Origin of the sequence: Mesorhizobium sp. ANAO-SY3R2 (genome assembly GCF_042466635.1) — a bacterium.
GTDB lineage: Bacteria > Pseudomonadota > Alphaproteobacteria > Rhizobiales > Rhizobiaceae > Aminobacter.
The window spans coordinates 3001512-3025095 of the sequence record NZ_CP159955.1; the positions used below are offsets into that span (position 1 = coordinate 3001512).

General features: G+C 63.1%; 20 protein-coding genes. 13 read left to right on the forward strand and 7 right to left on the reverse strand.

The window, feature by feature from the left end; genetic code table 11:
• Nucleotides 1-73 precede the first annotated feature (73 nt).
• Both ABSY17_RS19320 and ABSY17_RS19325 read right to left on the reverse strand, forming a co-directional pair.
• On the reverse strand, nt 74-1420 hold the full coding sequence (locus ABSY17_RS19320) for a glutamine synthetase family protein (RefSeq protein WP_378952881.1): 1347 nt from the start codon (nt 1418-1420) through the stop codon (nt 74-76).
• 196 nt (nt 1421-1616) lie between these two features.
• On the reverse strand, nt 1617-2540 hold the full coding sequence (locus ABSY17_RS19325) for a DMT family transporter (protein ID WP_378952884.1): 924 nt from the start codon (nt 2538-2540) through the stop codon (nt 1617-1619).
• A 305-nt stretch (nt 2541-2845) separates the two neighbouring features.
• Here ABSY17_RS19325 and ABSY17_RS19330 point away from each other — a divergent pair, with 305 nt between their 5' ends.
• Nucleotides 2846-4897, forward strand: coding sequence for a putative bifunctional diguanylate cyclase/phosphodiesterase (locus ABSY17_RS19330; RefSeq protein WP_378944167.1), 2052 nt, complete (start codon nt 2846-2848; stop codon nt 4895-4897).
• 62 nt (nt 4898-4959) lie between these two features.
• Here the strand turns inward: ABSY17_RS19330 and ABSY17_RS19335 are convergent, their stop codons facing one another.
• A complete protein-coding gene (locus ABSY17_RS19335) occupies nt 4960-6402 on the reverse strand; it encodes a short-chain fatty acyl-CoA regulator family protein (protein ID WP_378944170.1) in 1443 nt (480 codons plus the stop codon).
• 245 nt (nt 6403-6647) lie between these two features.
• On the opposite strand from ABSY17_RS19335, the gene aceA reads away from it, so the two are divergent.
• The 3 genes from aceA to ABSY17_RS19350 all read left to right on the forward strand — a co-directional run bounded on the left by aceA (nt 6648) and on the right by ABSY17_RS19350 (nt 8977).
• Nucleotides 6648-7937 carry an isocitrate lyase gene (gene aceA, locus ABSY17_RS19340; RefSeq protein WP_378944173.1) on the forward strand — a complete coding sequence of 430 codons (1290 nt, stop codon included), beginning with the start codon at nt 6648-6650 and terminating at the stop codon, nt 7935-7937.
• Nucleotides 7938-8033: 96 nt separating this feature from the next.
• A complete protein-coding gene (locus ABSY17_RS19345) occupies nt 8034-8276 on the forward strand; it encodes a hypothetical protein (protein ID WP_378944176.1) in 243 nt (80 codons plus the stop codon).
• A gap of 245 nt (nt 8277-8521) precedes the next feature.
• Nucleotides 8522-8977: a response regulator gene (locus tag ABSY17_RS19350; protein WP_378944178.1), complete on the forward strand. Its 456-nt coding sequence runs from the start codon at nt 8522-8524 to the stop codon at nt 8975-8977.
• Between the two features lie 2 nt (nt 8978-8979).
• Here ABSY17_RS19350 and ABSY17_RS19355 read toward each other — a convergent pair whose 3' ends face one another.
• A complete protein-coding gene (locus ABSY17_RS19355) occupies nt 8980-9690 on the reverse strand; it encodes an HAD family hydrolase (RefSeq protein ID WP_378944180.1) in 711 nt (236 codons plus the stop codon).
• Between the two features lie 143 nt (nt 9691-9833).
• Between ABSY17_RS19355 and ABSY17_RS19360 the strand changes: the two genes are divergently transcribed.
• On the forward strand, nt 9834-11267 hold the full coding sequence (locus tag ABSY17_RS19360; RefSeq protein WP_378944183.1) for a glutamine synthetase family protein: 1434 nt from the start codon (nt 9834-9836) through the stop codon (nt 11265-11267).
• Nucleotides 11268-11333: 66 nt separating this feature from the next.
• Here ABSY17_RS19360 and ABSY17_RS19365 read toward each other — a convergent pair whose 3' ends face one another.
• Nucleotides 11334-12512: an ATP-grasp domain-containing protein gene (locus ABSY17_RS19365; protein ID WP_378944186.1), complete on the reverse strand. Its 1179-nt coding sequence runs from the start codon at nt 12510-12512 to the stop codon at nt 11334-11336.
• Nucleotides 12513-13065: 553 nt separating this feature from the next.
• Between ABSY17_RS19365 and ABSY17_RS19370 the strand changes: the two genes are divergently transcribed.
• The 5 genes from ABSY17_RS19370 (at nt 13066) to ABSY17_RS19390 (ending at nt 17158) form a co-directional block, all read left to right on the forward strand.
• Nucleotides 13066-14352 (forward strand): NAD(P)/FAD-dependent oxidoreductase, encoded by a 1287-nt coding sequence (locus ABSY17_RS19370; protein WP_378944189.1) that lies wholly within the window; start codon nt 13066-13068, stop codon nt 14350-14352.
• Between the two features lie 283 nt (nt 14353-14635).
• Entirely contained in the window at nt 14636-15319 is a 684-nt protein-coding gene (locus ABSY17_RS19375; protein ID WP_378944192.1) for an outer membrane protein, read from the forward strand.
• Nucleotides 15320-15485: 166 nt separating this feature from the next.
• The gene (locus ABSY17_RS19380; RefSeq protein ID WP_378944194.1) at nt 15486-15905 is read left to right on the forward strand and encodes a DUF5602 domain-containing protein; all 420 of its coding nucleotides are present in this window, start codon (nt 15486-15488) and stop codon (nt 15903-15905) included.
• A complete protein-coding gene (locus ABSY17_RS19385; RefSeq protein ID WP_378944197.1) occupies nt 15902-16426 on the forward strand; it encodes a plastocyanin/azurin family copper-binding protein in 525 nt (174 codons plus the stop codon). The genes ABSY17_RS19380 and ABSY17_RS19385 overlap by 4 nt, the downstream gene beginning before the upstream one ends.
• A 27-nt stretch (nt 16427-16453) precedes the next feature.
• The gene (locus ABSY17_RS19390; RefSeq protein WP_378944200.1) at nt 16454-17158 is read left to right on the forward strand and encodes an RNA polymerase sigma factor; all 705 of its coding nucleotides are present in this window, start codon (nt 16454-16456) and stop codon (nt 17156-17158) included.
• Here ABSY17_RS19390 and ABSY17_RS19395 read toward each other — a convergent pair.
• Nucleotides 17145-18269 (reverse strand): beta-ketoacyl-ACP synthase III, encoded by a 1125-nt coding sequence (locus ABSY17_RS19395; RefSeq protein WP_378944203.1) that lies wholly within the window; start codon nt 18267-18269, stop codon nt 17145-17147. The two genes, ABSY17_RS19390 and ABSY17_RS19395, sit on opposite strands and share 14 nt — an antisense overlap.
• A gap of 110 nt (nt 18270-18379) precedes the next feature.
• On the reverse strand, nt 18380-19126 hold the full coding sequence (locus tag ABSY17_RS19400; protein WP_378952887.1) for an SDR family oxidoreductase: 747 nt from the start codon (nt 19124-19126) through the stop codon (nt 18380-18382).
• Nucleotides 19127-19384: 258 nt separating this feature from the next.
• On the opposite strand from ABSY17_RS19400, the gene zwf reads away from it, so the two are divergent.
• The 3 genes from zwf to edd all read left to right on the forward strand — a co-directional run bounded on the left by zwf (nt 19385) and on the right by edd (nt 23548).
• On the forward strand, nt 19385-20854 hold the full coding sequence (zwf, locus tag ABSY17_RS19405; RefSeq protein ID WP_378944206.1) for a glucose-6-phosphate dehydrogenase: 1470 nt from the start codon (nt 19385-19387) through the stop codon (nt 20852-20854).
• A gap of 4 nt (nt 20855-20858) precedes the next feature.
• Entirely contained in the window at nt 20859-21560 is a 702-nt protein-coding gene (gene pgl, locus ABSY17_RS19410; protein WP_378944209.1) for a 6-phosphogluconolactonase, read from the forward strand.
• Between the two features lie 164 nt (nt 21561-21724).
• Nucleotides 21725-23548, forward strand: coding sequence for a phosphogluconate dehydratase (gene edd / locus ABSY17_RS19415; protein ID WP_378944212.1), 1824 nt, complete (start codon nt 21725-21727; stop codon nt 23546-23548).
• Nucleotides 23549-23584 lie beyond the last annotated feature (36 nt).

Below are 23584 nucleotides of genomic sequence, written 5' to 3' on the forward strand. Positions count from 1 at the left end.
TTTGGGGCCGTTTCCACTGCGTCGGCACGGCCCCTATGTCGTTGCTGGATCGCGATTTTTCTCAACCTCGCGATCAAAGATAGGTAGTTCGTTCGAGCTGGGTGATCTCGGCCCAGAAAGCCAGGATCTCGGCCCGCTTCAGGTCCTGGTAGACCTTCTTCATCAGAGGCCCCAGCGCACGCTCGACAAAGCTGCTCTTCGCCATGAGCTGCAGCGCCTCGTCCATGTCGTCAGGCAGGAACAATCCGCCCTCGTCATAGGCGTTGCCGACGATCGGGGGCGGCGGAACGTCCGCATTCTCGATGCCCTCGACCATGCCTTGCAGCAGCGCGGCCATGACCAGATAGGGATTGGCATCGGCGCCGGCGATGCGATGTTCCAGCCGCTTGTTTTCCTCTGATGACACGGGAATGCGTAGCGCAACCGATCGGTTGTTCTCCCCCCAGACGGCACGCGTCGGCGCATAGGAACCCGGCGTGATGCGCCGGAAGCCGTTCCAGGTGTTGATGAACAGCAGGAGCGTTTCCGGCATGGTCTTCAACAGCCCGGCGACAGCGGATTCGAGCTTCTTGCGCCCATCCGCGCCGCTGAAGATGTTCCGGCCCTCGGCGTCGAGCATGGAGGCGTGAACATGCATGCCGTTGCCGGCATATTCGAGGAAGGGCTTGGCCATGAAGGTCGCCGTCAGGCCATGGGCACGCGCGCAGCCAATGACGAGCCGCTGCAGCATGATGACGTCGTCGGCAGCCCTGAGCGGGTCGGCGCGATGCTTGAGGTTGACCTCGAACTGGCCCGGCGCCGCCTCCTTGATGATGGTGTCGATCGGCAGGCCCTGCGCATCGGCAGCATCGCGGATCATGTCGAACAACTCTGCGTGCTCGGCAAGGTCATCGAGACCGTACATGCGCAGCCGGTCCGGCCCAGCGGTGGCGCCTACCGGCGACGGCATGCCGTCGTCCCATTCCAGCTCGGGATCGAGAAGGTAGAACTCCAGTTCGAAAGCGACGACAGGGAAAAAGCCCTTGGCGTTGACTTCGGCGACCTTGCGCTTCAGCACCTGGCGCGAATCCGCCATGAAAGGCTCGCCCTCCGGCGAGAATGTCTGGAGCAGGACCTGCGCGGTCTTGCGCTTGGCCCAGGGCACGATCGACAGTGAGCCGCGGGTGGCGCGGCAGTAGCCGTCCTGATCGCCGGTCTCGATGTGCAACCCGGTTTCGGCGACCTCGCGGCCCCACACATCAAGCCCATGCAATGACATGGGGAAGTTGACGCCGTCCTGGAAGGCTTTCTTCAAGGCGTCGCCCGGAGCCCATTTGCCGCGCATCACGCCATTGGGGTCGACCAGCAGGAATTCCACCGCCTCGATGTCGGGGTGCTTTTCGACGAAGGCGCGGTATTCGGCCTCGTGCTCGAGGGAGATGAATTTGCCCTTTTCAACGGCAGCAGCCGGAGGATGTTCAGGCGGAACGCTCTTTCTGGCGGAAACCCCTTGGGCAAAGGTAGTATCGCCAATGGAATGTTTTTTTCCGGTGTGAGCGTTTCCGGCTATTTCCCGCAAGATGTGCCTATCTGTTTGTTTCAACTTTAACTAACCTGCGCTTGCCGTGACAGGTCTGTCAATGGGGCGCAGGCAGGCCCGTGACGCCCGGCCGGCGCGGCCGCGATTGGCGCTTGAACTCCATGGCCAGGTGGACGAGCAGTGCCGCGAACACCACGGCACCACCCAATATCGTGCGTCCGGACGGGACCTCGCCATGGACCAGCCATACCCAGACAGGCCCGAGAATCGGCTCGAACGTGCCGATCAGGGCGGCCACGGCCGCCGGGATCAGGCGCGCTCCGGTGGCGAAGCAGGCAAGGCCGAGACCAAGGTTGATGGCGCCGAAGGCGAACAGGAAACCCATATCGGCCGACGATACGGCGAAGCCCCCCGCCTGGCTCACCGCAAAGAGCGCGGCAAAGATCGTTCCCAGGCAGGTCGCGGGCGTCATGCGCACATGCGAGAAGCGGCGGGTAATGACAGTTGCGATGGAAAACACAACTGCGATCAGTAGCGCCAGCCCGTCGCCGATCGGGGAAACCGCGCCGGTGAGCGTTTCCGAGACCATTATGGCGACGCCGCAGATCACCGCCGCAATAGCCGCCCAGGTCGCTCCTGAGACACGCTCGCGAAACAGCGCCCAGGCAATGAGGGCTGCCAGGAGCGGCACGCCGGCCTGCATCAGCAGGATATTGGCGACGGTGGTGTAAGAGAGCGCGACGACGAAGGAGGTCGATGCGATGGCAAAGCAGGACGCGACCGCCAGCCCCGGCAGCCCCATGTCGCGGAACAGCTTCAGCGTGCCGCGCAGGCCATCGCGCCAGGCCATGAAGGCGAGCAGGAACGCGGCCGCCCAGAACGAACGCCAGAACACCACGGTCCAGCTATCCGTTGCCTCGATGAAGCGGGCGATCGTTCCGCCAAAACTCCACATCAGCGCCGACAGGAAAACCAAAAGGATGCCGATGCGCTGCTCGCGGTTCGACGCGGCCACATCCATCGTGGGACGCACATCTATTGCCGATGTCTGTTCGTTCATCCGGGATGTCACCAGCCAATAATCGCAATGTCAGCGGAAACACCGCCGCAGCGCCCCACTAGCCCAGTGCCCCCTGTCAGGCGAGGTCCACCAGAACCATTGGGTTAGGGCACTCGCCCCAGGGCTGGCTGATACGTCCGCGTCATGCGGCGCAGCGAGGCGATAATCAGATGTGGATGCAAGGAATAAAATCTTGCAAAGCGCCCGCCGTGAAACGGATCGACAAGACATGCCGTCTAGTAGCCGGGCGGCCTGAGGGATTCGACATGCTGACCGTACTCAACTGCCTGACGACAGAACACGATCATCGATTTGTCGCGGCGGCACTTATCATCTGTGCCATCGGCAGTCTCGTGTCGACCCGCCTGTTCGCCCGCGCCCGGGCAGCCAGGCGCACCAAACACGCAGCGTTGGTGTTCATGGCCGGAATTGCCGGTGGCATGACCATCTGGACCACGCACTTTCTGGCGATGCTTGGCTTTGTCCCCAATGTCGAGCACGGCTTCGAGCCAATCGCAACGACGCTGTCGCTCGCCTTCGCCATGGTCACGTCGCTGGCGGGCTTCATGATTGCCGCCAATCGGCCGACCGGCCCGATGATCGAAGTCGGCGGCCTAGTACTCGGCACCGGTGCAGCGCTGATGCACTTCACCGGCATGCGCGGTTTTCTGGTCGCCGGCACGATCGCCTATGATCAGACACTGGTTGTCTCGGCGATCATCGCGGGCGCGGCGCTGGGAATGCTGACGACGAACCGCGTTGCCCGCCCGAATACGCGATTTTGCCGGCACTACGGTGCCGTGGCGTTCATGCTGGCGATCGGCGTCATGCATTTCACCGCCATGGGCGCCATCGAGATCACACCGGACCCGCGCATCACCGTACCGGCGGAACTACTGTCGGACACCATCTTGGCGAGCCTGGTCGTCGCGGTGACGGTACTCGTAGTAGTGCTCGCTGCCATAACGCATTTTGCCGAAGCGCAGTCCGAGGCGGATACGCTCGCACATTTCCGGCACCTCGCCCTGCACGATCCACTCACCGGCCTGCCCAACCGTGCAATGGTTCGTGACGACCTGCCGCGCCGGCTGAAGGAAGCAGACGGGCTTCCGCTCGCCATCATCGCCGTGGACCTCAACCGCTTCAAGGAAATCAATGATGTCTACGGCCATGCCGCGGGCGATTCGGTGCTTACCCAAACGACGGCGCGCATGATCGCAACGCTCGAGGACGGCGAATTCTTCGCCCGGATCGGCGGCGACGAGTTTCTCGCGGCAAAGCAGTTCACCCTTGAATCAGAAATCGAAGAGTTTGCCGCCCGTATCAGCGATGCCTTCTCTCGCCCCAGCGAGATCGGCAAGACCAACTTCGCGACCAGCGCCAGCATCGGCATTGCCGTCTACCCGCGAGATGGCAAAAGCATCGACGACCTGACCACGCGCGCAGACCTTGCGATGTACCGGTCGAAGAAGGCACAAAACGGTGGCTGGTGCTGGTACGATGCCGACGCCGACGAAGACGGTCGGCGACGCGGCCAGATCGCGGTCGGCCTGCGCAGCGCAATCGCCGACGGCGCGCTGCGCCTGGTCTTCCAGCCGCAATATATGGTCAAGGACCGCAAGCTTCTCGGCTTTGAAGCATTGCTGCGCTGGAACAGCGGCCAACTCGGCGACGTCTCGCCGGCCGAGTTCATTCCCGTTGCCGAGCAGACCGGCATGATCGTCGAAATCGGCGACTGGGTACTGACCGAAGCTTGTCGGGAAGCCGCACTATGGCCCGAACCGCTCGGCGTCGCGGTCAACGTCTCGCCGATCCAGATGATGCGGCCCGACTTCGCGGACCGCGTCAAGGAAGCCCTTACCCAGACTGGACTTGCCGCCACCCGCCTCGAAATCGAGATCACCGAAACCACCCTCATCGACAATCCCGGACAGGCGCTGCACATACTGCGCCAGATCAAGGCGCTGGGTGTGCGGGTCGCCATGGACGATTTCGGCACCGGCTATTCGTCGCTGTCGACGCTGTTCTCCTTCCCCTTCGACAAGATCAAGGTCGACCGTAGCTTCCTCAACGCGCTGGGTCGGCAAGCGCAGGCAACCAGCGTCATCGAGACTGTCATCGAGCTCGGCCACAAGCTGTCGATCCCGGTGCTCGCGGAAGGTGTCGAGACGGATTTTCAGGCAGCATTTCTCATGGATCGACGCTGCGACGAAGCGCAGGGTTTCCTATATGGGCGGCCGCTCGACACCGGCACCGCGCGCAGCCTTGCCAGGGCCGGCATTGTCAACGACGATGACCCCGCCAGGCTGACCGCCTGACGACTGCAACCACTTGCAACCACTTGGACGCTGCCGCCGGGTTCGGGCACAATGTTTGGGCGCTACTGGAAGTCGAACGCGCTCAGCCCTGTCACCATCTCGTCAAGGCCGAGCGGGCGGGTGATCGGCGGTTCGGCGCGCGACAGGCAGCCCGAACGCTCGCACAGCCGGCAGGCCGGCCCGACCGGCGTCGCCGCCACCGCCCCCTGCTTGCCGCCGGCAGCAATGCCCGGAAGCGCTGCGCCGTAAACAATCTCGTCGCGGAAGGCGATGTCGCAGCCGAGCAGAATGGCGGTGCGGCGCGGACGCTCGCTGAAAGCGCCCTGCGGCCCCTCCAGCGTGCGCGCGACACAAAGGAATTCCGCGCCATCAGGCATCTCGACCGCCTCGACAAAGATCTGGCCGGGCTGCGTGAAGGCGGCATGAACCGGGAGCTTGGGGCAGCCGCCGCCGAAACGGCTCTGGGGAAAACCTTGCGCGCCGGCCTTGCGGAAGCGGTTGCCGGCATTGTCGATCTCGAGCATGAAGAACGGTACGCCCGACGCGCCCTGGCGCTGCAGCATGGTCAGCCGGTTGGCCGCCTGCTCGAACGACACGCCGAAACGCGAGCGCAGCACGTCAACATCGTAGCGCGCGCGCTGGGCGGCCGATAGGAAAGTCTGATAGGGCATCATCAGCGCATGCGCGGCATAGCGGCCTAGCTCGAAGCGGGCGAGCCGCCGCGCTTCGTCGGTCGTGAGCTTCAGCGACTGGATCTCGGCGGCAACGGCCACTTGCATGCGGATCAGGCTTGCCTCCATCGCGACCTCGCGCAGCTGGTCGAAAGGCGACAGCCGCTCGGACAGGAACAGGCGCTGCGAGTGGCGGTCATAACGGCGGCGCCAGTTGGGCATGGTGGCGACCGGCAGCACCTTGACGACAATGCCGTGCTCGCGCCTGAGCCACGCCTTGAGCGCACCGAACAGGTCGTCGCCCGGATCGAGCAGCGACGTGAACGCTTCGGCTTCCTCTTCCAGGGAGGAAAAATGATTGGGCCGGCGTTCGAAGACCTCATGCACCTCGTCGATGGGAAGCCGCGCGCCCGACAGAGCTGTCGTATGGCCCTCGCGGGCCAGCAGTTCGGTGAGATCGGACAGCCGCTCGGCCTGTTCACGATAGGCGCGGAACAATTTGATCACCGCCGCTGCCGCATTGGGCGCAGCCTCGGCGATCTCGACCAGTTCCTGGTCGCCGGGCAGTTCGCCGGCCAAAAGCGGATCGGCGAAGACCTCGCGCAGTGCCGCGATCGACCCGCGCGCCTCACCCTGCAACTCGTCGGGGTCGACCTTGTAGACCGAGGCAAGCTTGAGGATGAGTTGCACCGTCAGCGGCCGCTGGTTGCGCTCGATGAGGTTGAGATAGGACGGCGAGATGCCCAGCCCCTCGGCCATCGCCGTCTGGGTCAGGCCCTTCTGGTTGCGGATGCGCCGAATGCGCGGCCCGGCGAATATCTTTTGCTCGGCCATGGCCTTCTTTACACGGATTTACAACGACGCGCCGGCCTGGGAGCCAGCTCAAGATTTACAGACTTTACAAATTTACAGAGACATCCTGTCAAACGCAACACAGATTTTCCCTTATGTTCCGGGCTTTTCGGCGAATATTCTGGCTGCTGCGGCACCGCAATGTAAAACAAGTCACATGGAACTCGCCCACAAGCTCCCAAGAGGCAGCGGCTTCCACGAAACAGTTTTGCAGAGCGGAGTCGATCATGACCGATTTTTACAACCTCGTCCCTTCGGCCCCGGAAGGCCGCTTCGATGGCATCGAGCGCCCGTACTCGCCTGAGGATGTGAAGCGGCTGCGCGGCTCGGTCCAGATCAAGCAGACGCTGGCCGAAATGGGCGCCAACCGCCTGTGGAAGCTCATCCACGAGGAAAACTTCGTCAACGCGCTGGGCGCCATGTCGGGCAACCAGGCCATGCAGCAGGTTCGCGCCGGGCTGAAGGCGATCTATCTCTCGGGCTGGCAGGTCGCGGCCGACGCCAACACGGCATCCGCCATGTATCCCGACCAGTCGCTGTACCCGGCCAATGCTGCACCTGAACTGGTCAAGCGCATCAACCGCACGCTGCAGCGCGCCGACCAGATCGAGACCTCGGAAGGCAAGGGCTTGTCGGTCGACACCTGGTTCGCCCCGATCGTCGCCGACGCGGAAGCCGGCTTCGGCGGCCCGCTCAACGCCTTCGAGATCATGAAAGCCTTTATCGAAGCGGGTGCCGCCGGCGTCCACTTCGAGGACCAGCTGGCTTCAGAGAAGAAGTGTGGCCATCTCGGCGGCAAGGTTCTGATCCCGACCGCAGCGCACATCCGCAACCTCAACGCCGCGCGTCTCGCCGCCGACGTGATGGGCACCTCGACCTTGATCGTTGCCCGCACCGACGCCGAGGCCGCCAAGCTTCTGACCTCGGATATCGATGAGCGCGACCAGCCCTTCGTCGATTATGACGCGGGCCGCACGGTGGAAGGCTTCTACCAGGTGCGCAACGGCATCGAACCATGCATCGCGCGTGCCATCGCCTACGCTCCGAACTGCGACCTGATCTGGATGGAGACCGGCAAGCCGGATCTCGAGCAGGCACGCAAGTTCGCCGAGGCCGTTCACAAGGCACATCCGGGCAAGATGCTTGCCTACAACTGCTCGCCGTCGTTCAACTGGAAGAAGAATCTCGACGACGCAACGATCGCCAAGTTCCAGCGCGAGCTGGGCGCGATGGGCTACAAGTTCCAGTTCATCACGCTGGCCGGCTTCCACCAGCTGAACTACGGCATGTTCGAGCTGGCCCGCGGCTACAAGGAGCGCCAGATGGCGGCCTATTCGGAGCTGCAGGAAGCGGAATTCGCGGCCGAGGCCAATGGCTACACCGCGACCAAGCACCAGCGCGAGGTCGGCACCGGCTATTTCGACGCCGTCTCCATGGCGATATCAGGCGGCAAGTCGTCGACGACCGCCATGCATGAATCGACCGAACACGAACAGTTCCGCCCGGCGGCGGAATAAGTTCATCCCGAGGGCGATACCGGAGGCGAAAAGCCTCCGGGCGCCAGCCAGAGGAAATGCCCGCAGGGGCAAGGCAAAACTTCGAGGAGAAGCACAATGGCACCGCAGACTCGCGTCAAGGAACGAGCCGAAGAACAGGCGACCACGATGAGCGCCGACCAGCAGGCAGTGATCCGTATCGTCGCCAACGACCTGCATCGGCTCAACCAGTCGGTCATGAAGGCTGTCGAGGCCGGCGTCTCGGTGGAACTGGTCCGCTCGGCACGCCACCATGGCGGCAACGGCAACTGGGGCGACCTCCTGATCCCTGTCATCGTCACCCAGCAGCCGCACGGCTGAACGCCGCACGAATAAGCTAAGCCCCCGCCCCCACGGATCCCGCTCGCAGCGCCGCTGCGGGCGGGATTTGTGTTTGTGGTGGGTGAAGCGGAACCGTCCTGGACATCAGGGACAACACCGCTGTGAGACTAAAGTCGAACATCATTTTGAGGGTTGCGCTTGACACTGCGCGCACATGACGCGAACGTAAGGTGCCGAACGCAACCACGCATTGAACAGACGCCCCCTAGCCGTCGGTAGCACCAATGAAACCAAATGATGCCGATCCGGGCCTGCGCCCGGAGATGATTTCGCGCAGTACCGAGCGCCATATCCCGTACATTGCCGACTTCAATCAGGTCCTGGTTGTCGCCCGGTCGCAGATCAACCGCGTCGTCGTCAGCAAGATCGTCGAACGCTCCGGCTTAAGGCCGGTTGCCGAGGCCCCGGAAGTCGCCTTGACGATGCTGCGTCAGTTGACGCCCGGCACGATCATCCTGGATGGAGGCGCTGACAACAAGGATTGCGATGCGCTGATCCCGGCGATCACGGCGCTGCGGCTGGCGTCGGGCTCCATGCTCCCGTCGGTGATCCTGCTGTCCAGTCCACATGCAACCCCCGAAAGCCTGGCGCTATTGAGTGCCATCGACGTCGTCGTGGCCAAGCCGATCACGCCCGAGCGGCTGCAGCCGGTTGTCGAAAAGCTCCTCGGGCGCGGTTGACGTCAGTCCAGGCGCTTCAGCAGTTCGGCCAGTTCGCCGAGATGCGGCAGCTTGCGAAAGCGCTCCGCGCCGACAGGCTCCTCGACATGCTCGTAGACCCAGGTCAGATCGTGCGGGATATAGACGCCCCAGCTGCCGGCATCGATCGCCGGCACCACGTCCGACTTGAGCGAATTGCCGACCATCATGGCGCGTGACGGACCATCGCCGTGGCGGGCAAAGATGCGCTCATAGGTGGGCCGCGACTTGTCGCTGACGATCTCGACGGCGTCAAAGAAGTCGCCAAGCCCCGACTGCGCCAGCTTGCGTTCCTGGTCGAACAGGTCGCCCTTGGTGATGAGCACCAGGCGGTAGCGGCCCGCCAGCGCCTTGAGCGTGTCATGGACATGCGGCAGCGTCTCGATCGGATGGCTCAGCATTTCGCGGCCGGCAGCCAAAATCTGCTCGATCACCCGCGCGGGAACTTGCCCGCCGGTGACCTCGATCGCGGTTTCGATCATCGACAGGGTAAAACCCTTGATGCCGAAGCCATAGGCGCCGAGGTTGCGCTTCTCGGCCTCCAGCAGGCGCGCCTTCAGTTGCGCCTCTTCGCCATGCTCGGCAAGCAGCGTGGCGAAGTGGTTTTCGGTCATGCGGAAGAACTGCTCGTTCTGCCAGAGCGTGTCGTCGGCATCGAAGCCGATGGTCGAAAGCTTTCCGTCGCGGGAGGTCATGGCGAATGATTTAGGGCAGAAACGGCCGCAAAACCAGAAACTTTCAACGTGCCGGCGTGACGAATGGCCTGCTTGGCCCCCCTTTTCTTATTCAATCGGGCACGGCTATACTCATACGATCTGCAACGACAATCTGGTGATTGATGCCGCCTGCAAAGAAGGAAGTCCGTCCGACCACTCGGGGGGGACGAGCCCGCACGCCCGCATTCGTGAAGAACACGCGCGGCGTCAAGAATTGGAAGGAAGCCGCCGAGTGGCTCGAGTGGCGCGGCATCGAAGACATCGAATGCATCACGCCAGACCAGGCCGGCGTTGCTCGCGGCAAGATGATGCCGTCGAAGAAATTCACCTCCAACACTTCGCTGGCACTGCCGTCTGCCCCGTTCATGATGACGATTTCGGGCGACTACCCCGAAGACGGCAACGGATTTGCTTATCCGGAGGACGACGGCGACCTGAAGCTGGTCCCCGACCTGTCGACCCTTTCGGTCGTGCCATGGGAAGACGACCCGACGGCGCAGGTCATCTGCGACCTCGTCCACCAGGACGGCCGCAATGTCGAGTTCACGCCGCGCAACGTGCTCAAGCGCGTGATGGCCGCTTACGACAAGCGCGGCCTGAAACCCGTGGTGGCACCCGAGATCGAATTCTATCTGGTTCGCAAGAACCCCGACCCGGACTATCCGCTGACCCCTCCGGTGGGCCGTTCGGGCCGGCCTATCGGCGGCGGTGCCGGCTATTCGATCGCGGGCGTCAATGAGTTCGACGAACTGATCGACGACATCTACCACTTCTCTGAGGCACAGGGTCTCGAGATCGACACGCTGATTCATGAAGAAGGTGCCGGCCAGCTCGAGATCAACCTGCGCCACGGCGACCCGATCGAACTCGCCGACCAGGTCTTCCTGTTCAAGCGCACGATCCGCGAGGCCGCACTCAAGCACGATACCTATGCCACCTTCATGGCCAAGCCGATCCAGGGCCAGCCGGGTTCGGCCATGCACATCCACCAGTCGATCATCGACAAGAAGACCGGCCGGAACATCTTCACCGCCGAGGACGGATCGGAAACCGAGGCCTTCACCAATTTCATAGGCGGCATGCAGACGCATGTGCCGAACGCGCTGGTGATGTTTGCGCCTTACGTCAACTCGTACCGCCGGCTGACCCAGGCGGCCTCGGCCCCGGTCAACACGAAATGGGGCTACGACAATCGCACTGTGGCGTTCCGTGTCCCGCGGTCCGATCCAGCCGGTCGCCGCGTCGAAAACCGAATCCCCTCGTCGGATGCCAACCCTTATCTGGCGCTGGCCGCTTCACTGGCCTGCGGCCTGATCGGCATGACCAACAAGCTCCAGCCTGACCAGCCGGTACTGACTACGGCCAACGAAGACGAGATCGATCTGCCGCGCGGACTGTTGGAAGCCGTCGATCTGTTTGAGGCCGACCAGGAACTGAGGTCCATGCTCGGCGAAGCCTTCGCCACGACCTATGCGGCGATCAAGCGGGCGGAGTTCGAGACCTTCATGGAGGTCATCAGCCCTTGGGAGCGGGAGTATTTGTTGCTCAACGTGTAACCTCGACACGTGATCGGCACAGGCCGCGCCCATGGGCGCGGCCTTTGGTCGGATCACGCCGTTCCGTCATAGGAACCGCCGTCGCAGCCTTCTGACCGGCCGTTTGCGCATCACGGCAGCAAGAAGCGTAGGGTCGTCCCAGGGAACATCGTGGTAGGTCGCCCGCAGTGACGGGCTGGACGGATCCCCGACCCATTCTTGAGGGAAAATCGAAACCGTCCGTTCGCCTGCTGGAACTTCGCAGTTTGTATCGCACCGCCCATTCTGCAGCCCCGCCAACAAGGCCTTGGCCAGATCCACGCCGACAAGCGGGCCGAGATGCAGCATTGGCGTGGGGCGCGGATTGCATTCGAGAAGATAGGTCTGCCCGCGATCATCGACGATGAAGTCGAAGGACACGAAGCCGGATGCGCCGAAGGCTGTGATCATCTTGATCGTCGCGTCGACGATCAAAGGCTGGTTGGCAAGGTGGACAACACTGGCAGGCCCAGTCTGAGATGTCGTGGCCTCCACCAACCCGGTGAGGACGGAGACGGTGCGCCCGTCGACAGCGCTAGCACAACTCATGCCAGGCTGGCCTGACACATGCTCCTGCACCAGTATGTCCAGCCTGCTCCCGAACCAGTCCCCCCTCAGCAGGCGGCGAAGCATGATGTCAGATTTTAACTGAGCCTGTTTGAAGCTGCCGAAAGCCCCCTTCAGTTCTTCCCTGGTTTCACAAACCTTCACACCGCTTCCGGCGGCGCCATGGGACAACTTGAGCACCACCGGATAGCCATATTCCCCGGCCGCCTTCTCACAACCAGGGAAATCTTCCACGATCGTCTCTCGCGGGCAAAGGACGCCGATTGCCCGCGCCAGCGCCAGCGTATCGGGCTTGGAGGCGCGCTGTGGCAAGCGCTGGAGAGGCCCTAGCGACCGCTCAAGGCATTGCAGGAGCTGCGGAGTAAGCCGCCGCCCCGATCCGCCTCCCTTCCCGACCCAGTGGTTGACGATCGCCGCTGCCCACTCGTCGCAAGGCACGATGAGATCCGGCCCGAACTTCTTAAATGCGTTCTCGATGCCGTGGCGGATGATCGGCTCAAACCGGCGGGCGCCCAGCCTAAATCTCTCGTCGACATATCGCGAGGCGTGAACAAGGCTGCTTCTAGGCGCTAGCGCGCCGACGCAGAAACCAGCCTCCTTCAGGGCTTTCGGCAGCCTGCAGCTTCCGAAATGGCTGGTCTGGATTGCGAAGAGAAGCACGCGAAGTGTCATGGCGGCAGGAACTATTGAAAGCTACGCAGGATCGACAGCGACGGCGGCGTGTCTTCCGACCGATCGCATGCCTGGAACCCTGGAAAATTGAGGGACTAGCCTAAAAGCCTACTTTGCAAGCAGGATGCTGCGCGACGCAGGGTGCGCACCAAAGGCTCTTCTGCCGGCGGGTTGCCCTCTCCCGCAGGGAGGCGGCAGGCCGTAGCGACTGTCCAGACCGGATCCTGCCCGATCGCTCTCCTGACGAGCAATGAACATTCGCTTCCCCACCCGTTTTAGTACCCCACGCCCTCCTTACAGGCCGGCAATCGCGGCGGGAAGGCTGCAAGGCGGACAAACGCACTGGAATCCCACATCAATTTTCGATTTCCAGTAGAAATTTTTGCGCCGAATGAAATCATCGGCGCCGGGCCAGTCACCCTTGCCATTCGAAAGCTTGGGGCTGATAGTCTCGGCACGGCAATTGAACGAAACCGAAGTCTCGACGTCGCTGGTGGCTGCAACGGCGGAGGGCAGGACAAGTGAATATCAAAGACGCATCATGCCCTACCAATCCCCGATCTCGCCCGGCTTCTCCTGGTACGAAGACACTGCCGGCCCGCGGCCTGAATACCCTGCCCTCGACGGCGACCGGCAGGCCGACGTCGTCATCATCGGCGGCGGCTTCACCGGACTTTCGGCGGCGGCGCATCTCGCCAAGGCCGGCACCAATGTCGTGCTGATCGAGGCGCATCGCTTCGGCGATGGCGCTTCGGGCCGCAACGGCGGCCAGCTCGGCACCGGCCAGCGTGCCTGGGCGGAGGAACTGGAAGGCGAGTACGGCTTCACCCGCGCCAAGGCATTGTTCGACCTTGCCGAGGAAGCCAAGGCGCATCTCCTCGACTTCGCTGCAGCCAATGCCATCGACATCGACTACATGCCCGGCCAGATGTCGGTGGCCCACAAGCCGCGCTATGTCGACGACTACAAGGCGCATGCCGAGATCATGGCCAGCCGCTTCGACTATCCGCATGTCAAGTTCATGGACGCCAAGGAAACGGCCGAGCGGCTGGGCTCAACGCACTACTATGGCGGCACGCGCGACACCGGCACCGGCCACATCCACCCGCTCAAGCTGGTGATCGGCACCGCCCGCGTGGCCGCCGCAGCGGGCGCACAGATTTTCGAGAACACGCCGTCGACCAGCATCATCTCGCAGAGTGGCAAGGTCAAGGTGACGACTCCGCGCGGCACGATCACCGCGCAGAAATGCCTGATTGCAACCAATGCCTATGGCGGCAAGCTCGAGCCGATCAGCGCCTCGCACATCATGCCGATCGGCTCGTTCATCGGCGCCACCGTGCCGCTGGGGGCGGATTCCCCTGTAATTCCCGGCGGCGAGTCGGTCGATGACTCCCGCTTCGTCGTGCGCTACTTCCGCAAGTCGAAGGACGGAAGGCTGCTGTTCGGTGGACGTGAGATCTATGCCGTCAACGACCCCAAGGACATCCATATCCACATCCGCAAGCAGATCACCGAGATCTATCCTGAGTTGAAGGATGTCGAGATCACCCATGGCTGGGGCGGCTATGTCGGCATCACCGTGCCACGCAAGCCCTTCGTGCGCGAGGTCATGCCCAACGTGATTTCCGTCGGCGGTTACTCCGGCCACGGGGTGATGCTGTCCAACTTCTTCGGCAAGCTCTATGCCGAGACGGTGGCGGGCAACCGCGACCGGCTCAAGCTGATCGAGGACCTGAAGATTCCGCCCTTCCCCGGCGGGCGGCGTTTGCGCGCACCGCTACTGTTCCTGGCGCTGAACTGGTTCGCCTTGCGGGACAGGATCTAGTGGCTTCCTAGCGGCCTCGTCTTCGAAAGAGGCAGTTTTGCCTGGCGCGATGCGACCCGGCCCAAGGTCCGCCATGTACGGTGCAAGGTGCGGGCCGGTCACCGGCGCTTCCAGCCGGCATTCTTTGTTCGAGCTCAAGAAGAACATGCTCGGCGGAGCGCCATGTCGAATATTAGCAACCTGTCACATATTTGCGACAGCGGCTTCCCAAAACATGACGTAGGGTAACTTCGGGGCGCTGGGTTGAAATAGCATCTCTTCATTGTTTCGAGTGGAGGCGATCTTGACCAAGAGCAGTGTTATCCGCGCAACTATTGCCGCGGCAGTACTTTCCACCACAAGTGCGGCCTTCGCCGCGGACATCGTTCTACCCCAGGAGCCAATCCCGGTGGTGCCGATATTCACCTGGACGGGTGTCTATATCGGTCTCGTCGGCGGCTACAACTGGGGCAGCAGCGACTGGAGTATCGAAGGTGAACGCTTCGCCAGCCTGGACTCCAATGGCTGGAACTTCGGCGGCACCGTCGGCTACAACTACCAGTTCACGAATAACGTCGTGCTCGGCATCGAAACCGACCTTTCCTGGTCGGGCGCAAAGGACAGCGTCTTTTGCTTCAGTGATGTCTTCGATTGTGAAATCAAGTCGCAGTGGTTCGGTACATTCCGACCGCGACTGGGCTATGCCTTCGACCGCTTCCTGCCCTACATCACGGGCGGCGCGGCCTACGGCAATCTTAAGCTCACCGAGCATAACAACGTAACGGGCGTGTCCTTCAGCGACAGCACCACACGGTTCGGCTGGGCCGCCGGCGTCGGCATGGAATATGCCTTCACCGACAATTGGACCGGCAAGCTGGAGTATCTGCACACCGACCTCGGCAACGACAACTTCCTGATCGACGGGGATATCGTCCGCGGCGACTGGAGCGCCGATGGGGTCCGCGTCGGCGTGAACTACAAGTTCTGACCGGCACCAACCGACAAGAGAGCCGGCGTTCGCGCCGGTTTTTTTGTGCCCGCGACGGGCCAACTCATCGACCGCCCGGGGATATCCGGGAACCTTTTCACCGATGCCGCGTCCAATGGTTCGACGCCACCGCATCTGGCGGGGGCGCAGCCAAGGAGACGTTTCGATGAAACCTGTTACCGTTGCACTGGCCGTCTTGCTCGCCGGATCGCTTCCGGCCCTTGCCCGCGATCCCGCCCATGTGGACAAGGCGCCGCCGGCCGCGCCGTACAAGGCCGTCAGCAGCCTGGTCAAATTGCCCGACTTCCTGCCCGGCATGGGCCAGCTCTTCGTCGATCCGGCCACCCTGCCGGCAGGTCCGTTCCTTGCTTATGACCACAAGGGCAAACTGGTCAGCACCATCTACATGTTGCCGATCAAGGACCTCAAACCGGACAAGGGCTTCGAAAATCTGGCGTCGCCCGGCGGCAAGGTCGACCATGTCCAAGTCTACTACAATGCCGGCCACCCAGGCGTAGAGGAGCCGCATGTCCATGTCGTACTATGGCACGTGAGCAAGGCTGACGAGGCTCGGGTAGCGAAATGATCGTCACGCGCCGACAAATCATGGAAGGCGGCGGGGGACTGTTCCTCGCCGCGCTTCTGGCGAGGCCAGCCTTCTCCGCCGCCCAGATCGTCGAAATCGAGATGCACGGCAAGGACAATGGCGCGCATGTCTGGTTCCAACCATGGGGCGTCCATATCGAGCCGGGACAGACTGTGCGCTGGACCAATCGCGATCCAGCGAATTCGCACACCACCACGGCCTATCATCCCGACGTCTTTGACCGCCCCTTGCGCATCCCGGCGGGGGCAATGCCCTGGAATTCGGACTATCTGCTGCCCGGCGAGTCCTTCACGGCAACGTTGGCGATGCCCGGGGTGTATGACTACTATTGCGTGCCCCACGAAGAGGCCGGGATGGTCGGGCGTATCGTGGTCGGGACACCGCCGCCGGTCGTAACTGGCGCCGTGTCCGCCTCGCTCACGCCGCTGCCCGATGTGGCACTGAACGGGTTTCCGTCGGTTGACGAGATCATCGCCAAGGGCTTCGTCGACCACTCGTGAACGACAGACCAAAGAAGGAGGTGAACCATGCACCGGGCAGCCTTGCGCCAACATGGCGATCTCGACGGACGGGCGGACGAGGAACTGGTGGCGCTCGCCCGCCAAGGCGGCGAAGGCGCCGTCCGCGTGCTCATCAAGCGCAACAACCAGCGGCTCTTCCGCGTGGCCCGCGCCATCATGCGCAACGACAGCGAAGCCGAGGACGTGGTGCAGGAAACTTATGTCCGGGCATTCACCCGGCTGGGCAGCTTCAAGGGCGATGCCGCATTCTCGACCTGGCTGACGCGGATCGCACTCAACGAAGCACTGACGCGCATGCGGCGCAGGCGACCAGTGGCCGGCATCGAAGAACTCGACGCCTCAGCCAGCAAGGACGGAGGCCAGGTGATCATGTTTCCAACGTCGCTGATCCCGCCCGAGGCAGATGTAGAGCTTGGCCGCCGGCAGGCGCGCGAGCTTCTGGAACAGGCTATCGACGAGTTGCCGGCCGCTTTCCGCGTCGTCTTCATGCTCCGCGACGTCGAGGAAATGAGCATCGAGGAAACCGCAGCGCAGCTGTCGCTCAAGCCCGAAACGGTCAAGACGCGGCTGTTCCGGGCCCGCCGACTGATGCGTTCGGCCATCGAAAGGCGGCTTTCGGCCGGCTTCGTGGAAGTGTTTCCGTTCGATGGCGCGCGCTGCGAGCGCATGGCCGACCGGGTGGTCGAGCGACTGCGGCTCAGATCTTCCTGACGATGACGCTGCCGGCAGAGTAGCCTGCGCCAAATGAACAGATGACACCGAGGCTGCCCGAAGGCAGGTCGTCGGAGAATCTCGAAAAAGCGATGATCGAACCGGCCGACGACGTGTTGGCATAGTCCTGCAGCACGTTGGGCTGCTCGGCTCGCGTCGGCTCGCGACCCAGCACCTTGGCGCCGATCAGGTCGTTCATGCCCTTGTTGGCCTGGTGCAGCCACAGCCGCGCCAGGTTCGAAGGCTCGATGCCCTGGTCGGCGAGATGGCCGAGCATCAGTTCGGCCACCATCGGCACCACCTGCTTGAAGACCTTCCGGCCTTCCTGATGGAACTGCATGTCGCGACGGTCGGCCATGTGGCCTTCGCGGGTGCGGCGCAGGAAGCCGTTGTTGTTGCGGATATTGTTGGAGAATTCGGTGAGGCAGCGGGTTGAAACGACCTCATAGGCGTTTTCCGACTTCACCTCGTCGGCTCGCTGCAGGACGACTGCGGTACAGACGTCGCCGAAAATGAAGTGGCAGTCGCGGTCGCGCCATTCCTGGTGGCCCGAGGTGATCTCCGGATTGACCATCAGCACGGCGCGGACGGAGCCGGTGCGGATCATGTCGGCGGCGATCTGGATGCCAAAGGTCGCCGAGGAACAGGCGACATTCATGTCGAAGGCGAAGCCCTTGATGCCGAGCGCCTGCTGTACCTCGACGGCGATGGCAGGATAGGGGCGCTCATGGTTGGAGGCAGCGCAAATCACCGCGTCGATGTCGGCAGCGGTCAGGCCTGCCTTCTTCATCGCTTCGTCGGCCGCTTTCACCGCAATTTCGGCCATCAGCGACAGCTCGTCCTCGGCGCGTTCGGGCAGCACCGGATGCATGATGCCGGGATCGAGGACGCCAAACTTGCTGATGACGTGGCGGCGTTCTATGCCGGACGCCTTGACGATGAACTCTTCCGACGACATCGCCATCGGCTCGCGCTCGCCGGCCTCGATGGCGTCGGCGTGGAGCATGTTCTGCCGATGGGCATATTCGTTGTAGGAGGCCACCAACTCGGCATTGGTGATGACTTCCTTCGGCGTGAAGATGCCGGTACCGCTGATCGCAACCCTGTGCATGGCGTTTCCTGCTGGCGTTTAAGCCATTGGAATAGGGCTCCCATCCCGGCGGTCAAGCGGAAAGGCCAGGTTTCAGAAGTGAACGGCCTGGTACCAAGCGGAACATCCGCTCAGATGCAGCGGCCTCCGTCGACCTCGAGCGCCACGCCGGTGATCAGCGCTGCCTCGTCGGAGACGAGGAACAAAGCGGCATTGGCGATATCGAGCGGTGTCGAGAAGCGGCCGAGAGGAATCGAGGCCTTGAATTTCTCGCGAATCTCGGGCGTGTCCTGCCCCATGAACCGCTCCAGCATGCCGGTTTCGCCGGCCACCGGGCAGAGGCAGTTGACGCGGATGTTCTTGGGCGCAAGTTCGACCGCCATCGACTTGGTGGCGGTGATCGCCCAACCCTTGGAGGCGTTGTACCAGGTCAAGCCTGGGCGCGGCCTGAGCCCGGCGGTCGACGCCGTGGTCAGGATCGATCCGCCGCCCTGCCGCTCCATGATCGGCACGACCGCGCGGGCGGCGTGGTAAATCGCCTTCATGTTGACCGCGGTGATGAGGTCGAACACATCCTCTTCGACTTCAAGCATGTCGCCATTGCGATGGGTGTAGCCAGCGTTGTTGACCATGATGTCGATGCGGCCAAAGGCACTCTTGGCAGCATAGACCATCTCGTCGAACTCGGACTTGAGCGAAACGTCGGTGGCGATGGCGATGGCGTTGGCACCGATCTCGTCGGCGACACGCTCGGCCGCCTTCATGTTCAGGTCGGCAACGACGATCTTCGCCCCCTCTTCGGCAAATCGCTTTGCCATGCCTTCACCGAAACCGGCCGCCGCACCGGTGATGATCGCCACCTTGTCCTTCAGACGCATGATCTTCCCGCCCTTTGTCATTTCCTCCCAAGCGGTCTAGCCGGTGCGGACGTGCGCTTCAATGCTTGCGCGCCATCACGACACCAGACGTATCGCCCCTTGGCTTATTCTTGGACTAGCCGCGTCAAAGCCCTATGCTTGGCGAGCACAACGGCTACGGCAAAAACGAAACTGTGACGTTGCGGACACTGGCATCTTTAAATCGATTAGCATATACGGTGTCGGCAATACGACGACCGTCCTGGAAGCGGAAAGACCATGACCAGCCAGATCATTCCCGTTGACCCATTCGATTTCATCATTTTCGGGGGCACTGGCGATCTGTCGGAACGCAAGCTGCTGCCGGCGCTCTACCACCGCCAGCGCGACCACCAGTTTTCCGAGCCGACGCGCATCATCGGCGCCTCGCGCACCAAGATGGACGACAAGGAATTCCGCGCCTTCGCCCGAAAGGCCATCTCCGACCACGTCAAGCCGGAATATATCGAGGAAGAACAACTCAAGACCTTCCTCGACCGGCTGAGCTATGTCGCCATCGACGCCAAGTCCGGCAGCGGTTTTGCCGAACTGAAGCAGTCTCTGGCCGACAGCAAGCGCATCCGCGTCTTCTACCTCGCCGTGGCAGCCAGCCTGTTCGGCGACATTTCCGACAATCTCAAGGAGCACAAGCTCGTCACGCCGGATTCGCGCATCGTCGTGGAAAAGCCGATCGGCCGCGACCTCGAGTCGGCCAAAGCACTGAACGACACGATCGGCGACGACTTCGGCGAGCACCAGATCTTCCGCATCGACCACTATCTCGGCAAGGAGACGGTGCAGAACCTGATGGCGCTGCGTTTTGCCAACGCGCTCTACGAGCCGCTGTGGAACTCGGCGCATATCGACCATGTGCAGATCACCGTTGCCGAGACGGTCGGTCTCGAGGACCGCGTGACCTATTACGACAAGGCAGGCGCGCTGCGCGACATGGTGCAGAACCACATGCTGCAGCTGCTCTGCCTGGTCGCCATGGAGGCGCCGGCCTCGATGGAGGCCAATGCCGTGCGCGACGAGAAGCTCAAGGTGCTCAACGCGCTGAAGCGCATCAACGGCAACGAAGCGCCCAAGCATACAGTGCGCGGCCAGTATCGTGCCGGCGCCTCGGCCGGCGGCCCGGTGACGGGCTATGTCGAGGAACTCGGTGCCGACAGCAATACCGAGACATTCGTGGCCATCAAGGCCGAGATCGCCAACTGGCGCTGGGCCGGCGTGCCGTTCTACCTGCGCACCGGCAAGCGGCTGGCTGCGCGCGTCTCGGAGATCGTCATCGAGTTCAAGCCGATCCCGCATTCGATCTTCGGCGAGCACGCTGGACCGATCTTCAACAATCAGTTGGTGATCCGCCTGCAGCCCGACGAGGGCGTGAAGCAGTTCATCATGATCAAGGACCCCGGCCCCGGCGGCATGCGCCTGCGCCAAATCCCGCTTGACATGAGCTTTGCGCAGACCTTCGACGGCCGCGCGCCGGACGCCTACGAGCGGCTGGTCATGGACGTCGTGCGCGGCAACCAGACGCTGTTCATGCGCCGCGACGAGGTCGAGGCCGCCTGGAAATGGATCGACCCGATCCAGCACGCTTGGGAATCGAGCCGCCAGGAAGCGCAAGGCTACACCGCCGGCACCTGGGGCCCGTCCGCCTCGATCGCCCTGATCGAACGCGACGGCCGCACCTGGCACGAAAGCAACTGACGCCATGGCTGGTCACCTTCCCCGCTGGAATGAATTTGCGACGCGCGATGAACTGGCGGCGGCACTCGCCTGCACGGTTGCAGACGTGCTGCGAGCCGCGATCGCACGGCGTGGCGAGGCCTTGCTCGCCGTCTCCGGCGGAACCACGCCGGGGCGCTTCTTCGCCGCGCTGTCGCAGCAGGAACTCGACTGGAGCAGGGTCATCGTCACACTCGTCGACGAACGCTTCGTGCCCGAAAGCTCGGCGCGCTCGAACGCCTCGCTGGCCAAGGCCAACCTGCTGCAGAACCAGGCGGCAGCTGCCCGCTTTGCGCCGCTCTATCACAAGGCCGGCTCGGTCGAGGAAGCAGCAAGCCTTGCCGACGCCGCCTTGCGCGCCCTGCCCTGGCCGCTCGACGCAGCCATCCTCGGCATGGGTGCGGACGGTCACACGGCCTCGTTCTTCCCCGACGCGCAAGGACTGGACGCCCTGCTCGATCCCGCTTCGGCAAGCATCGTGATGCCGGTTCATGCGGACACCGCTGGCGAGCCGCGTCTGACGCTGGCTCTTGCGAGCCTTGTCGGTGCCGGCTTGCTCGCCGTGCATATCGAAGGTGCTGAAAAACGTGCGGTGTTCGAGGCCGCGATGGCGGCGGAAAGGGCGCTGCCGATCCGCACAGTCGTGGAACGCGCACCCCGCGAGGTCGAGATTTACTGGGCGCCCTGAAGCGGACGCCCTCGCAGCGCCGCTCGTCCTGGGACGCGCGACGAACGCTGCAGCACTTTGAATTCGTGCATGATGCTCGCAGAGAATCCCCCGATTTTCGTGCTCATGCACGGGCCCGAAGCATCCCCCCATGCTTCGGGCGCCGCTTTGAAAGGACAAAGGCCATGACCGCCAGGAAAGATATCGAAGCCATCACCGAGCGCATTCGCGAGCGTTCGAAGGTCAGCCGTGAGATCTATCTCGGCCGCGTCACTGATGCCGCCACCAAGACCGCCAATCGCGCCGTGCTTTCCTGCGGAAACCTCGCCCATGGCTTTGCCGTCTGCAGCCCTTCGGAGAAAGTTGCGCTGGGCGGCGACAAGGTGGCGAATCTCGGCATCATCACCTCCTACAACGACATGCTGTCAGCGCATCAGCCATTCGAGACCTTCCCGCAACTGATCAAGCAAGCGGCGCGCGAAGCGGGCGGTATCGCTCAGGTCGCCGGCGGCGTGCCGGCGATGTGCGACGGCGTCACGCAAGGCCAGCCCGGCATGGAGCTGTCGCTGTTCTCGCGCGACGTGATCGCCATGGCGACGGCCATCGGCCTCAGCCACAATATGTTCGACGCGGCAGTCTATCTCGGCGTCTGCGACAAGATCGTGCCGGGATTGGCTATTGCAGCCCTCACCTTCGGCCATCTGCCGGCCGTCTTCATCCCCGCGGGCCCGATGACCTCGGGTCTGCCCAATGACGAAAAGGCCAGAATCCGCCAGCTCTATGCCGAGGGCAAGGTCGGCCGTGCCGAACTTCTGGAAGCGGAATCGAAGTCCTATCATGGCCCGGGCACCTGCACCTTCTACGGCACCGCCAATTCCAACCAGATGCTGATGGAGATCATGGGCCTGCACACGCCCGGCGCCTCCTTCGTCAATCCGGGAACGCCGCTGCGCGAGGCGCTGACGCGCGAAGCCGCAAAACGCGCGCTGGCGATCACGGCACTTGGCAACGAGTACATTCCGGTTGGCCGCATGATCGACGAGCGCTCGGTGGTCAACGGCGTCGTCGGCCTGCACGCCACGGGCGGGTCGACCAACCACACCATTCACCTGATCGCCATTGCCGCCGCTGCCGGCATCCGCCTGACCTGGCAGGACATTTCCGACCTGTCCGACGCCGTGCCGCTTCTGGCGCGCGTCTATCCGAACGGGCTTTGCGACGTGAACCACTTCCAGGCGGCGGGCGGCATGGGCTTCCTGATCCGCGAACTGCTCGACGCCGGCTTCCTGCACGAAGACGTCCAGACCGTATGGGGCGAAGGCTTGCGGCCCTATGCGATCGAGGCCAAGCTCGGTACCGACGGAACTGTTGTGCGCGAGGCAGCGCCCAAGGTGAGCGGCGACGAGAAAGTACTTGCCCCGGCAGAAAAGGCGTTCCAGCCAACCGGCGGGCTCAAGGTACTCAGCGGCAATCTCGGCCACGCCATCATCAAAACGTCGGCGGTCAAGCCGGACCGCCGCATCGTCGAGGCCCCGGCGTTGGTGTTCGACAGCCAGCAGAGGCTCAACGACGCTTTCAAGGCGGGCAAGCTCGACCGCGACTTCGTCGCCGTCATCCGCTTCCAGGGGCCGAAGGCCAACGGCATGCCGGAACTGCACAAGCTGACCACCGTGCTCGGCATCCTGCAGGACCGCGGCCACAAGGTGGCACTGGTAACTGACGGGCGCATGTCTGGCGCATCCGGCAAGGTGCCGGCGGCGATCCATGTCACGCCGGAAGCGCTTGAAGGCGGCCTGATTGGCCGCATCCATGACGGCGACATGGTCCGTGTCGATGCCGAAACAGGCACGCTCGAAGTGCTCGTGTCGGCGGACGAGCTCGCCTCGCGGCCAAAGCCCGTCTGCGACCTGTCGGACAACGAACATGGTATGGGGCGCGAGCTGTTCGCCGGCTTCCGCCAGATGGTCGGCCGCGCGGACCATGGCGCGAGCGCGTTCGGGGCGGCATGACGACCTGCTTGATGGTAAGGCAATTCTGCCTTACCT